This window comes from Catalinimonas locisalis (assembly GCF_038039535.1).
In the GTDB taxonomy this organism is placed as follows: Bacteria; Bacteroidota; Bacteroidia; order Cytophagales; family Cyclobacteriaceae; genus Catalinimonas.
This window is the reverse complement of record NZ_JBBPHP010000016.1, coordinates 63,440-77,703: the sequence shown is the minus strand read 5'-3', so window position 1 is coordinate 77,703 and position 14,264 is coordinate 63,440. Positions and strand designations below refer to the sequence as shown.

At 44.3% G+C, this 14,264-nt stretch carries 11 protein-coding genes; all 11 read left to right on the top strand.

All coding sequences use genetic code 11. From position 1 onward, the window contains the following. Positions 1-518: 518 nt before the first annotated feature. On the top strand, positions 519-2,303 hold the full coding sequence (locus WJR50_RS18800; protein WP_341294854.1) for an FAD-dependent oxidoreductase: 1,785 nt from the start codon (positions 519-521) through the stop codon (positions 2,301-2,303). Next, entirely contained in the window at positions 2,300-4,150 is a 1,851-nt protein-coding gene (locus tag WJR50_RS18795; protein ID WP_445223476.1) for a 2-oxoacid:acceptor oxidoreductase subunit alpha, read from the top strand. Before WJR50_RS18800 ends, WJR50_RS18795 begins: the two co-directional genes overlap by 4 nt. Then, on the top strand, positions 4,147-5,199 hold the full coding sequence (locus WJR50_RS18790; RefSeq protein WP_341294853.1) for a 2-oxoacid:ferredoxin oxidoreductase subunit beta: 1,053 nt from the start codon (positions 4,147-4,149) through the stop codon (positions 5,197-5,199). Before WJR50_RS18795 ends, WJR50_RS18790 begins: the two co-directional genes overlap by 4 nt. A gap of 87 nt (positions 5,200-5,286) precedes the next feature. Then, complete coding sequence (locus WJR50_RS18785) at positions 5,287-5,568, top strand: hypothetical protein (RefSeq protein ID WP_341294852.1); 282 nt, start codon at positions 5,287-5,289, stop codon at positions 5,566-5,568. Continuing rightward, a complete protein-coding gene (locus WJR50_RS18780; protein ID WP_341294851.1) occupies positions 5,565-5,951 on the top strand; it encodes a type II toxin-antitoxin system VapC family toxin in 387 nt (128 codons plus the stop codon). The genes WJR50_RS18785 and WJR50_RS18780 overlap by 4 nt, the downstream gene beginning before the upstream one ends. A 194-nt stretch (positions 5,952-6,145) precedes the next feature. Then, positions 6,146-7,339: a PepSY-associated TM helix domain-containing protein gene (locus tag WJR50_RS18775; RefSeq protein ID WP_341294850.1), complete on the top strand. Its 1,194-nt coding sequence runs from the start codon at positions 6,146-6,148 to the stop codon at positions 7,337-7,339. Positions 7,340-7,392: 53 nt separating this feature from the next. Then, positions 7,393-8,052 (top strand): HD domain-containing protein, encoded by a 660-nt coding sequence (locus tag WJR50_RS18770; protein ID WP_341294849.1) that lies wholly within the window; start codon positions 7,393-7,395, stop codon positions 8,050-8,052. Positions 8,053-8,219: 167 nt separating this feature from the next. Next, on the top strand, positions 8,220-9,047 hold the full coding sequence (locus tag WJR50_RS18765) for a DUF5675 family protein (RefSeq protein WP_341294848.1): 828 nt from the start codon (positions 8,220-8,222) through the stop codon (positions 9,045-9,047). Continuing rightward, positions 9,044-11,431 (top strand): N-acetylmuramidase domain-containing protein, encoded by a 2,388-nt coding sequence (locus WJR50_RS18760; RefSeq protein ID WP_341294847.1) that lies wholly within the window; start codon positions 9,044-9,046, stop codon positions 11,429-11,431. Before WJR50_RS18765 ends, WJR50_RS18760 begins: the two co-directional genes overlap by 4 nt. Further along, the gene (locus WJR50_RS18755) at positions 11,431-12,063 is read left to right on the top strand and encodes a DUF4230 domain-containing protein (protein ID WP_341294846.1); all 633 of its coding nucleotides are present in this window, start codon (positions 11,431-11,433) and stop codon (positions 12,061-12,063) included. The genes WJR50_RS18760 and WJR50_RS18755 overlap by 1 nt, the downstream gene beginning before the upstream one ends. Beyond that, positions 12,056-14,239, top strand: a complete 2,184-nt coding sequence (locus tag WJR50_RS18750) for a hypothetical protein (protein WP_341294845.1) — start codon at positions 12,056-12,058, stop codon at positions 14,237-14,239. Before WJR50_RS18755 ends, WJR50_RS18750 begins: the two co-directional genes overlap by 8 nt. The last annotated feature ends 25 nt before the right edge of the window (positions 14,240-14,264 follow it).

Here is a 14,264-nt window from a genome sequence, read left to right as displayed (position 1 = left end):
GAATAGTCCGACTCCTACGAATGAATTTTCAAAAACTAAGGATAAAGCAAAGTAATACAGAAATAGCAGGACTTACTTATGCAGCATTTATTTCCCACGCCCATTCTCCCTGATCTTTGCTCATTATAACAATTCTCCAAAACCATATGAAGCTTTAAAGAAAATGTGTAAAAGGAGTATTTAATTGACAGTAATACTTTTTTCAAGCAATAGAAATACTTAATTTGAGAACAAATCAGCATAGCCGAATTGGAGGAAACTTCATTCGACAACAGTAATGCAACTAACCGTCAGGTGATGGATAGTTGCATTTTCTTTTTCAGACCTTTCTTTTACAAATATACAGCTTCAGCTCAGCCCTCGCATAAGCATCCAAAATCCCGGTTCCATTAACATATTTATTTTTTGAACTTTGTTATTTCTTAATTTTCGCAAAGATTACTTATATTTTGTAAGTTTCTTTAGTATTTTTTAATCACTAATCTGATTTTGGCTTTGTTGAATAAAAATACAACGATTTGAAACCTACCGATACTAGCAACCCCGAGTACTTCCACAAGGTAGTGGATTGTCAATATGCCTGTCCGGCTCACACTCCCGTTCCCGAGTACATTCGTCTTATTGCTGCTGAGCGCTATACCGATGCCTATATGGTCAACTGGGAGTCCAATGTGTTTCCCGGCATACTGGGCCGTACCTGCGATCGCCCCTGTGAGCCTGCCTGCCGCCGGGGACGGTTGGCAGAAGAGGAAGAGCCGGTAGCCATTTGCCGCCTTAAGCGGGTAGCCGCTGACAATAAAGGAGAGGTTAAACACCGGATGCCCAAAGCTCCGGAGCAGAAAAACGGCAAAAAAATCGCCCTGATTGGCGGTGGTCCTGCTTCCCTTACGGTGGCAAGAGATCTGGCACCCCTCGGTTATGAAATTCATCTTTACGACGAATGGCACAAAGGCGGTGGCATGATGCGTACCCAGATTCCTGCCTTCCGTCTGCCCGAAGAGGTGCTGGATGAAGAGGTCAACTACATCATTGATATGGGCATACATACCCACTTCAACCACTATGTATCCAGCATGAAAGAAATACTGGAAAAGGACTATGACGCAGTGTTTGTGGGTACGGGTGCGCCCAAAGGCAGAGAGCTTAAGCTGCCCGGTAGCGAAGAAGCAGCCAAAAACATTCACATCGGCATAGAATTTCTGGCCAGTGTCGCTTTTGGTCATGTGGATAAGATCGGGAAAAAGGTCATTGTGCTGGGTGGTGGTAATACCGCGATGGACTGCTGCCGGACATCACGCCGATTAGGAGGAGATGATGTAAAGGTGGTAGTGCGTAGCCCCTTCAATGAGATGAAAGCTTCTCCCTGGGAGATTTCTGATGCACAGTCAGAAGATATTCCTATCCTCAACAACATGCCTCCCAAAGAATTTGTGGTAGAAAATGGTAAGCTTAAAGGTGTAATCTTCAGCAAGGTAAGAGCTGAATATGACGAGAGTGGAAAGCGCAAACTGATACCCACCGGAGAGCCGGATGAATTTATTGAAGCCGATGATGTCATCATTGCTATTGGTCAGGATAATGCTTTCCCCTGGATAGAAAGAGACCTGGGTATTGAATTTGGTAAATGGGATATTCCGGTGCTGGATAAAATTACTTTCCAGTCTACTTTGCCCAAAGTGTTTTTTGGCGGTGATGCTGCTTTTGGCCCGGAGAATATCATTACTGCTGCTGCGCACGGCCATCAGGCAGCGATTTCTATGCATCAGTTCTGCCAGGAAAAAGATGTGATGGATCGCCCCGCACCCATGACCAACCTGATCCGGCAAAAGATGGGCATTCATGAATGGAGTTATGACAGCCCGGTAGTCATTGACAAACGTTATCCGGTGCCCCATGCGCAGAAGACCATTACGCTGACCAACCGTAAGATTGAGGTGGAACTGGGATTTGACGAGCCTACCGGCTATAAGGAAGCGCAGCGCTGCCTCAACTGTGATGTACAAACGGTATTTACTGAGGATGCCTGTATTGAGTGTGATGCCTGTGTAGACATCTGCCCGACAACCTGCATCACTTTTACTGAAAATGGTGAAGAAGACGATCTGCGCTCCAGACTGAATGCTCCCGCAGAAAATAAATCTCAGGACCTGTATGTTTCTGATATACTGTCTACCAAAAGGGTGATGGTCAAAGATGAAGACGTTTGTCTGCACTGTGGCCTGTGTGCAGAGCGCTGCCCCACTTCAGCCTGGGATATGCAAAAATATTTATACAATGTAACCAAAGCTACCAAGGTGTTATGATGACAGTGAGTGCGGTCAACGATATGGTAATTCGTTTTGCCAATGTAAATGGAACAGGTTCGGCAAGTGCCAATGAAATGTTTGCCAAAGCAATTTTCCGAATGGGCATACCTGTTTCTCCCAAAAATATTTTTCCTTCCAATATACAGGGCCTGCCTACCTGGTATGAAGTTCGCGTCAGCGAAGAGGGCTATCTGGGAAGAAGGGATGGTGTGGATTTGCTGGTGGGTGTAAACCCCCAGAGCTATGCCAAAGATATAGCCTCCATTAAAGAAGGGGGCTATTTTGTTTATGACAGCACCAAGAGGCTGCACGACGATTTTATCCGGGAAGGAGTACACTATATTGGTATTCCCATGATGCAGATGTGCATGGAGCATTATGAAAATCCCCGGCACCAGCAGCTTTTCAAGAATATCGTCTATGTAGGCGCACTGGCTGCCCTACTGGATATTGAGATGGAAGTGATACAGAATATCATACGGGCACAGTTCAGCAAAAAAGAAAAGCTAATTCCTCCCAACTATAAAGCTTTGGATCTGGGGTATCAATATGCTAAAGCACATTACGACTGTCCACTGGATATCCGGCTGGAACGCCGCGATAACGTAGGAGACCACATCATGATAGAAGGTAATACGGCTACGGCTTTGGGAGCAATCTATGCCGGAGCTACCGTAGCCGCATGGTATCCTATCACACCTTCTACTTCGGTAGTCAAAGCTTTTGAAACCTATGCCAAAAAGCTGAGAGTTGATCCTGAAAGTGGTCAGAAAATGTATGCTATCGTGCAGGCTGAAGACGAACTGGCGGCTATGGGCATGGTGATTGGGGCTACCTGGAATGGAGCCCGCGCTTTTACCGCTACCAGCGGCCCCGGTGTATCGCTGATGAGTGAGTTTATTGGCCTGGCTTATTTCGCGGAAATTCCGGTGGTATTAGTCAATGTACAGCGGGGAGGCCCTTCTACCGGCATGCCAACCCGTACCCAGCAGTCGGATATACTGTCATCCGCATATGCCTCGCATGGTGATACTAAACATGTGCTGTTATTTCCTTCTACTCCGGCAGAGTGTTTTGAGATGTCGGCTGCTGCCTTTGATCTGGCCGATCAGTTGCAAACTCCCGTCATTATGATGTCAGATCTGGACCTGGGGATGAACAGCCATATGTCGCCTCCCTTAAAATGGGATGATGAATGTAAGTATGATCTGGGTAAAGTCCTCAATGCGGATGATCTGGAGAAAATAGAAAAGTACGGCCGTTATCTGGATGTAGATGATGATGGTATTTGCTACCGCACCATTCCCGGCACCCATCCTACCAAAGGTTCCTTCTTCACGCGAGGCACTTCCCGTGATGAGTACGCTCGCTATTCGGAAGACAGTGATGTGTATGAGCGCATTGTAGATAGACTCAGCAAAAAATGGGAAACCGCTAAAAGTTATGTGCCTGCTCCCGAACTTTTTCAGCAAAGCAATCAAAATGAGCGGGCAATTATCTTTTTTGGTACCTCTACTTATGCTGCCCTGGAAGCAATGGACTTACTGAAGCAAAAAGGTATTGTGCTGGATGCCATGCGTATCAAGGCATTGCCCTTTAATAGTACAGTAGAAGACTTTATCGCTTCTCATGAGGAAGTATTTGTAATTGAGCAAAATCGTGATAAGCAGTTTCGTGCATTACTGGTCAACGAGTTGGAAATTAACCCCAAGAAGCTGCTGCCGGTACTCAACTATGGAGGTATGCCTATAACGGCGGATGCTATCATTCAGCAGATTATGGAAAAACTCCCGGCTACTGCTCCACTGATCAGTACCAACAACCACAAAAGCAAAACCCTATGACTTTCGTAAAACCCGCCTTTCGTCATCCCGGACTACCCAAAAATAAAATCGGCTTTCGCAAAGCTGACTATGAGGGAGCCATCTCTACCCTCTGTGCCGGCTGCGGCCATGACTCCATCAGCGGAGCCATCATTCAGGCTTGCTATGAGATGGGCGTAGAGCCTCATAAATTGGCTAAGCTATCAGGGATAGGATGTTCTTCCAAAACCCCTACCTATTTTCTGGGCAACTCACATGGTTTTAATTCAGTGCACGGGCGCATGCCCTCCATTGCAACCGGTGCTAACCTTGCCAACCGTGACCTGATCTACCTGGGTGTGTCGGGCGATGGAGATACTGCTTCTATTGGTTTGGGACAATTCTGTCATGTGCTCCGCCGAAATCTGAACATGGTGTACATTGTGATGAACAACGGCTGCTATGGACTTACCAAAGGGCAAGATTCCGCTACCGCAGATATGGGTTCAATAAGTAAGGCAGGTTCCGTCAATCCCTTTGAACCTATTGATCTGGTGGGCTTATCGCTGGAATTAGGTGCCAGCTTTGTGGCCCGTAGCTTCTCAGGGGATAAGACACAGTTGGTGCCACTGATCAAAGCAGCCATGTCGCATCCTGGCTTTGCCTTACTGGATGTACTCTCCCCCTGTGTTACTTTTAATAATAACCAAGGCTCTACCAAATCTTATGATTATGTGAGAGACCATATTGAGGCGACTTCCGCGCTGGATTTTGTGCCGGAAAAAGAGGAGATCACGGTGGATTATGAGGAAGGCACTTCATCCTCTGTGGTGATGCACGATGGCTCTCTGATTCAACTCAGTAAGCTCAGTCCGCACTGGAATCCTACAGACCGTGATTCTGCGGTTAATCGTCTGCAACAGGCCAAGGCAAAAGGAGAAATCCTCACTGGATTACTTTATATTGATCCTAAAAGTAAAGAATTACATAAGATACTGGATACGGTGGAGCAACCCCTCAATACCCTGAGAGAAAAAGACCTGATGCCCGGTCAACAGGCTTTGGATAAGATCAATGCTTCTTTTAGGTGATAGTTTGTTTATCCTCTTTTGTGATTTTAAGCAGGAAACTTTTCATAAACTTACCTATATGTTTAATTTTGTTAGGCTGTTTAGCCAGTGATAAACTTTTATAGTGCAGAACAGTATATTTGGGAAAAAGCAAATATGGAGATTAAGGTAAACATTGAGTATGATCAGATACTTGAATTGATCCAACAACTTCCGGAAGAAAAGTTGACGGAATTAATTGAGACTTTGCAAGATGAGTTGAAAGTTAAAAAGCTTAGTTCTAAAGAAAAGCTTAAGCAATTGATATTAGAGGCACCATCGTGGACTGAGCAGCAACTTAAAGATTTTCAGGAAACTAGAGATTCTATTAACAGCTCCAGATTAGGATGATCTTATTAGATTCGTCTGTACTAATTGATCTTTTCAGAAAAAAAGACAAACGCAAATCCTTCTTTTTTAAGCTACTTGATCAGGAAGAGCATTTCGCTATCTCATCTATAACCCATTATGAGATTGGTATTGGAAATAAGGAGTCGGACTCCGCTTATTGGAAAGAGTTGTATGATAACTTAACGGTTATTCCATTTGATGAAAACTGCTCTGAAACAGCTATTGACATCTATCGTAATCTAAAGAAGAAAAATAAACTCATTGATATAGCTGACTTACTTATTGCAGCCACTGCTGTTGCTCATGGATTGACTTTAGCCACATTAAATAAGAAGCATTTTGTGCGGATTGAAAATTTAGGATTATTATATAAAAACCTATAGTTTGAAAGTTTTTATAGACTGTATTGATGCGTTTTCCTCACCTCAACTTTGTTGTTCTTCTTTCTCAATAGAGAGGAGAGTTGGGTAGTATTTACAGAATACCATTTCTTTTCAAATTTCTTCTAAAATCTCTTGTAATAGACAGGGTTTCTTATTTATTTTTGGTCTAAATAAAATCTATACTCTGCGTCACTATGGCAAAAGCAAAGAAATCCTCTGGCTGGAAACGCACAAGAAAACTTTTTAATGATATTCACCTCTGGATGGGGGTTGGCAGTGGCCTTATCCTGTTTTTAGTTTGCCTAAGTGGTACAATCTATACCTTTCGGGAAGAGATAGAAATGCTTATTGAGCCGGAAAAATATAGTGTGGATGTTCCGGAAGGCGCAGAGCCAATGACGGCAGAAGCCATTATAGAACAATTACAGCAGCAACCGGGAGGAATTATTTCTTCCATCAGCATTCCTCATGAGGAAGATAACCCCTATGCAGTAAGCATTAAACAATCAGAAGAAGAGCGGAGAGGGACCACCTATTTTGTGAATCCTTATTCCGCAGAAGTGCTGGGCACATCGGACAGCCCAGCTTCAGGTTTTTTTATGTTTATGTTCAGAATGCACCGCTGGTTACTCCTGGATAGTGCCATAGGTCGCCCAATTGTGGGAGTTGCTACCCTCATTTTTGTTTTCCTGATTCTCAGTGGTCTGATAATCTGGGTTCCGCAAAAAGTAAGTGCGTGGAGACAAGGCTTAAAAATAAAATTTAGCGCCAACTGGAAGCGTATCAATCATGATCTGCACAATTCTTTGGGTCTTTATTCTTCCATCCTTCTCCTTGTGATGGCGCTTACCGGCCTTTGCTGGTCTTTTGAATGGTACCGTGATGGTTTGGGAGAGGTGCTGGGGACGCAGGTGTTTGGCCGAAGAGGAGGTGGCGAAGGACCCTTAAACTCTACTTTGCCTGCTCAGAATGCGAGTCCATTAACAGTAGCAGAGCTTATGCACATTAGCGACGGAATGCTTCCTTACGAAGGAGATTATCAGATTTCTCTCCCTAAAGACTCAGTAGGTACGGTATCCATTTCCAAAAACAAAACAGGTTTCTTTGCCCCTTCAGCCTCTGATAAATTGCAGTTGGACCAGTATAGTGGGGAAGTTTTGGCTAGTGAGATTTTTGCCGAGAAACCATTTAATGAAAGAGTCGCTGCTTCAATCAAGCCTTTGCATATGGGTTATGTGTACGGCACTTTTACAAAAATACTCTATTTTATTGCCTGCCTTATTGCTACTTCTCTTCCGGTGACCGGAGTAATTATCTGGATCAATAAGCTGAAGAAAAAAGCGAAGAAAAAACAAAGCAGACAAAAAGCAGTCACTACTTCAGCCTAAATTGAGCGTCTGGGTACTACCAGTTAGTTCTGTTTTAACTCTGTAAAATAATAATGCTCGTAGACCAGGAAACTGTAATTAAGAAGACCATATCTTTTGTTCAGGAAACTTTGTCAGGTGCTGAAGGAGGGCATGACTGGTGGCATATTTACCGGGTATGGAATTTATCAAAGCATATTGCCAAAACCGAAGATGTTGATATGTTTACTGTTGAACTGGGCGCCTTACTGCATGACATAGCGGATGCAAAATTTCATAATGGTGACGAAGAAGTAGGGCCTCGCAAAGCAAGGGAGTTCTTAAGTACTCTCCATGTTGAAGAACAGGTGATTGCTCAGGTTGAAAGTATCATTGCCAATATTTCCTTCAAAGGGGGTAATGATCCTCAGAAATTTAAGTCCCCGGAACTGGATGTCATACAGGATGCTGACCGACTGGATGCCATGGGGGCCATGGGTATAGCAAGAGCCTTCAATTACGGAGGATATAAGAACAGGGAAATCTATAATCCTGAAATCAAGCCCAATTTTGCTATGACGAGAGAAGAGTACAAGCAGAGCAAAGCGCCTACCATCAATCATTTCTATGAAAAACTGCTGCTGCTTAAAGACAGGATGAATACCCCCACTGGAAAACGGATGGCTGAGCATAGACATCAATTCATGGAAGCTTTTCTTGATGAATTTTATCAGGAATGGAATGGGCACATGTAAATCTAAAATCAAGTAACGGTAATTTCTTACGGCAATTTCATTGCGACAATCTGACTTTTAAGCCTGCTGCCTAAGCATTTATGAATGGGAAATAATACCTAACGAAAGCTTTCAAATCCCGCTAATTTTGATAACTTTGGATAGACCATCAACCTAAACTATCCACCTTGACACGCCTTGCGGCCTTATTGTTTATAGCGCTTCTCACGATCGCTATTTTGCTGTTTCTCACCAATCCTGAGTTGCTGGAAGAGGTTTGGCTGTGGATTATAGGCTTTATTGGTTATATCATCGCCTTAGTTCAAAAAGGTTTTCAATCCGTAAAGGAGTTATTTAGTCGTGAACCTGTCAGTCAGGATGAAGAAAAAACAAATACACCTACTCGTACCTCTGTTGCAGATAGCGGTAAGATATCTACCGGCATACATCCTAAAATAGATCAGCTACAGCAGAAAATTACCCAACTTGAGCAGCAACTGAATGCTGAAGAAGGTAGATATGCTTCTCTCTCTGCCAACACCTTAACCGTACTGCGTTACCTGGATGATGGGGAGTCTACCCTAGGCTTGTTGTTCCTGCGTAAGAAGTTTTTTGCCTATACCTTGGAAGATACTTTTCGCAAAGAAAAGGTAGCAGGAAAAACAAGAGTACCCGAAGGCATTTACCCTCTGGATTTTAACAAAAACCTCACTCCCTTAACCAAGCAGTACCAAAAAAGCCGTCCCTGGTTTGAGTATCATCTGGAGGTTAAAAATATACCGGACTTTAAAAATGTCTATCTGCACGTGGGCAATACCCATAAAGATACCGAAGGCTGCCTGCTGATTGCCGATGGTATTGATGCTGCCAGCACTTCAAAAATGATTACCTACTCCAGAAAAGCTTACGAAAGATTTTATAAAACCATCAGTGCGCTACTTAAGTCGGGCGAAGAGGTGCAGATCAGCATAATGGATGAAGACTGGTTTGAGCGCAGTAAACTCCAAACAACATGAAAGCCTCCCCCAGAATCCTTATGTGGACGCACATTATTTTTATTGCTGTCATTGTGCTGACAGTAGTCCTTTTTATCTTCTGGGGGAGTGAAGATGGGGCTTCCAATGTTCTGCTGCCAGTAGGTATTGTGGTAGTCGTAGGCCTCAGCCTGATTTATAGCGCGGTTTTCAAATATTTCAATACTGAGGTAAAAGGAAAAACGGAGAGTGGCAATCCTTATCACAAATTCTTTTTTGCCGGGACGAACGTCCTTACGCTGCTTCTCACGGTCATCGGCATATTGGGGGGGCTGTTTATCTATGTTGAATATGGCAATCTCTTTCAGGCGGTCGGTTTAGTAGTTTCTATCATCTGGATCGCTGTATTTCTGCGGTACTTTATGTGGGCGGTCTACAATTACAACATCAATTACGGACTGACCGATAAAGACTGGGACAAAATCTTTGAAGCCCGGGAAATGGCAAAAATGGGTTATCCGGTGAACCCTGATGAATTGGAAGGGCCTGACAAAAACCCTTATCGCAGCCAGACTTTTGGCTTACCGCCCGGCACGGTGCGGGGGATGATTGCCTTTACGCTTCTCTTCGGAGGGCTTTCTCTGCTCATCGTAAGTTTTGGCAGTGAATATACCGCTAACGAACTGGCGCTGGTACGGCAGCAGTTTGAGTTTTTTGAAACCGCCTTCCTCATGATGATTGCCTTTTATTTCGGCGATAAGTCATTGAAGTACCTGCAGAAAAGATGGAGTCGCCCCGCTTCGCCTGCTTCTCAGGGAGGCTCCTCCGATGAGCAGCAACAGCCCCGCCCTTTTACCAATCAGCTGAATGAGGATGACATAGATTTCGTAGAACAAGAGCAGGATTTTGCCCTGCGAGAGGAGGATGAGAAACGCCCGTTCCTAGGCAAGATGAGGGAAGCTTTGTCGGTAAAAGCACCGGTCAAGGATGAAGAGAAACCCAAAGGCATGTTTGTACAGATCAGGGACAACCTCTTCAGTAGAGTACTTAGTGATGAAGAAATAGAAAAAGCCCTGCTGCACCTGGAAAAAGATGAGCAGATCAAGCTATCCATGCCGGTGGTGAAAGCAATTATTGAGGTTGAATCTTCCGGTAGGGGGCATCTTCCTGATGGCAAGCCTAAAATTCTGTTTGAAGGACATAAATTCTGGCACTGGCTGGAGAAAGCAGGCAAAACTCCTAAGCTGCTAGAGGCAGAGCATCCCAATATCATTTATGAAAAATGGACAACTAAGCATTATAAAGGGGGAACTGGCGAACATGAGCGGCTGAAAGAGGCTAAGGAAATTAATGGTAAAGATGATAAAAATATCCAGCGGGCAGCTATCTATTCTGCTTCCTGGGGGCTTTTTCAGATATTGGGAGAGAACCTGGAGCATTACATCAGAGGCAGGATACAACCCGATAAAGTAGCTGAAGGTAATCCCTACTTCTATGAAGATGTGTTTGACTTTGAGAAGAAGCAGGAGGTTTCGGAGTACTACCATTTTCTGGACTTTCTGGAATTTATCAAAACCAAAACCGCCCGGGGCAAACGCCTGGTAGATTATATTTCTGAAGATAATCAGGGTAGCTACGATTGGGCCACTTTCGCCTATGGCTACAATGGCCGAGGCTACAAGGAGAATAAATATGATGTACGGCTAAAAGCTGCTTACGAAAAGTACGTAATCCAATACGGCACAACCACTACCTCTCTTAGCAGAGGAGGTTTCATTCCCATCATAGATGCCGGACATGGAGGACTTAAGAACGGAAAGTATACTACACCTGCTTCCATTGGAAAGCGTTATAAATTTTCCGATGGTACCCAGGTTTACGAGGGCGTGATTAACCGCAAAATCGGGGAAATACTCATAGATATGCTGAAAGAAGCAGGCATCGCCTATCATGATCTGACAGTAAATACAGTAGAAGATGTTAGTTTGAAAGAGAGAGTAGACCAGGCCAATACGCTGTTTGCTAAGAACCCTAACTGCTATTTTCTCTCTATCCACAGCAACTCATCAACCAAAGCACTGGAAGGTGATAGCAATCATGCCAGGGGTTTTGAAGTATGGACCAGCGTAGGCGAAACTACCAGTGATACCCTGGCCAGCATTGCCGCCAGGTGGTACAAGCATGATTTTCCCGAATTCAGATTCAGGCAGGATATGAGCGATGGTGATGAGGACAAAGAGATGGAAGAGCAGTCCAAGACCTTCTATGTGCTGAGAAAAACCCGATGTCCGGCCTTCCTGGTAGAAAACCTGTTTTATGATAACCGGCTGGAAGCAGAATTCCTGCTGAGTACACAGGGACAAAGAAGAATAGCCCGCTGCCTGTTCAATACGATTAAGGAGATCCACTATAAATTCCATGCCTGATGCGGAGAACAAGCTACCATATAGCTTATGGGCTGTTTTTTAGCCTCTTTTGCCTGTCCGCTTGTCAGCAGGATGAACGTGGGTTGGTGGTGGGAAAAATTCAGAATGCCAGCGACCTGGCAACTACGGAATTCACGGTAGATAAAATTGTGCACGGTACCAAAACCCGCAAGCTTTCCTGGTTTATCAAGCTGAGTGAAGCGCGTTTCCTTGCTTATTCGCAAGCTAAAATTAAATCGGGCATAGACCTGAGTAAGATTGAGCAGGAGGATATAGTGATAGAAGGCAAGCGCATCAGCCTGCAACTGCCTCCGGTGAAAGTAATCAACTTTTCTTATCCTCCCTCCAGCTTCGTGGAAGACTCACTGATCTCCGACACTCGTGCCTTTTTGAACACTATCAGCATTGAAGATCAGGAGGAGTTTTTTCGGCAGGCGGAACTGGACATTCGCAGCAATCTGGAGTATATGGGCATCGTAGAGACCACGCAGGAGCATACCCGCACCCTGCTGATACAATTGCTCAAAGCGCTGGATTATGAAGAGATTTACATCTCATTTGAGAGTGATGAGCTGCTCATTGATCAAGTGAATTTGCTTACTGGAGAAGAAGATACTACAAGCGATGATTAGCCTGATATTCAATAACTGGAGATTTCTGCTGGATGCTATCCTCATCATAGCGTTGGTGGTGTTGATTTTCCTATGGAATCCTTTTGGCATTTTTGGAGGAGGACTGAAGCTAGGCACCACCACCAATATGGTGACTGAGATACGAGAGATCGGGCAACTTGTTACGGCTGAGTATTATGGTGAAGTGATTGCTTCTATTGACGAATCCAGGCTCAGTCTGATAAAGCGGGATTCAGTAGACCAGCGGGCTAACCTGATGTATGCCGATCTTAAGTTGGCTTTGTATAATCTCTATCGGTTTCAGCAGCTTTCCCGAGATGAAAGGATACAGGAGTACAAAGAGAACAAAGACCTGTACCCCCAACTCAATTTCCTCAACTGGGGCAGAATCTTCAAGCAAGATGTAGACCGGAAGAATATTCTGGATAAACTTGAGCACCACAATCCTGATTTCCGGCAAACCAATCTATACGGAGAAGTAGTAGAATATCTCTGGCGTGAGCAAATGGGTAATGACGAAAAGGAAAGCTGGGATGTAAAAGAACGACATGAAGAGCAGGTACTTTTTATGCTCTACAATGAGGTAACGCAAGCTTCAGATACTGATCCGGAAAACTTGCAGGTGTATCTGACCGAAGGTTTTGATAGCAATCAAAATTTCATTGCTTTCTACGATGAGGGTTTGACCTCCGAACTACCCCGAACAGAGCAAAAGAAAAAGCTGTCTATGGTAGGACGTGGCTGGGTAAAGGCGGGCTTTGACTTTGGTACTTTGGACGAACAGTCTTTCTACTTTCATGAAGAATCCTCAGAGCTACACTTCTTTGGCTTTGAGCCCAAGATTCTGAATGCTGATATTAATCCCTGGTTCATTCCTGAAAAAGGTATTCCCGGCTTTGAGATTATTGACTATAATGGCAGAGTCAACTTTAAAGATGCCAAAAAGGTAAAAGAACATTGTATCCATAAACTTACCCTATACGCGCATCGGGCAAATATTCTCACCAATGCGCAAAAGCAGGGAGAAGAGACCCTGAAAAGCTTTTTTTCCCTGCTGACCGGTAAGGAAGTTAAAAAAGTACATTTTCATAACGACAGGCTGGTGCAGATAGCTGATGAAGTGGCGCAGGATGAGTTTGTCAACTACTATGAAGCCCAACTGCTTGACTCACTGATCAGAGAAGAACTCCAGTTGATTGATTCATTGCGTGATACCCGTTTCAACCGTAGCAATAATCTACAGAAGATACAGGTGAGGCAGAACCTGCTGAAATCTACCATCGGCAGGCTAAGAAAGCTGCCTTTTGAAGACATGGATACGCCCTTCGGTTACTATTCTGCTGCTGCCTATCGCATTGCCCTTGACCAAACCCTTGACCCGCAGGAGCGCAAAGCACTGGAACAAATCCGCTGGAATAACCTTCAGCAGCCGGATACGCTCCCTTTAAATCTATGGTACGAGGATAGTCTCAGCTTTATGATGGAATACAATGCCGCACTGAGCTACCTGATGGAGAAGAGCAGATGGATGGAAAGCACTATCGATACAGTGTTTGCTCCGGAGGATAGCATAAGCTGGAGAAAAAGTGTAGATACTGCTTACACTGTGCTGGATACGACCTGGCTGAGAGATAGCTTACACTTAAGCTTATCCCGAAACGACAGCATCACCAAGCCTCAATTTCTGCTGGGTTTGCTGCATCCTTTTTACTACCAAAAAGATACTTTTACCAGTTTTGCCAGATCCCGAACATTGTTAGGCGCTGAAGTTTCTTCTGTAAAAGACACTACACTTGCCCCAAGTCATCATCTTATGTGGGTTTACAGTAATGCATCTGAAGATATAATTCGGAGCCTAAGCATTTCTCCTGAGCACTTCATCAATAAACATATTCTAGCCCAGTACGAAAACGGCCTTCAGGCAGATTCCTTGTACTTCATTTTCAATAATGAGCCGGTGAGCTTACCATTGGATACCTCCCGTTACCAAAGTCCACTCAATCCTGTTCAGGTCAAAGAGTTATTAGAGTTTTACCAGTTGATGGAGGATAAACATGAGGACTTTCGGCACAAAGGAGCCATCGTCAGAGCCAGTGAATGGGTACAAGCGAAGTTGTCTGACCGTAAAAGCCTGGAGTTTAGTTTTGCTGAGGTAAAGGAGTATCTGGAAAACTAAATAGAAAGCTCTCGTCCAAACTTCA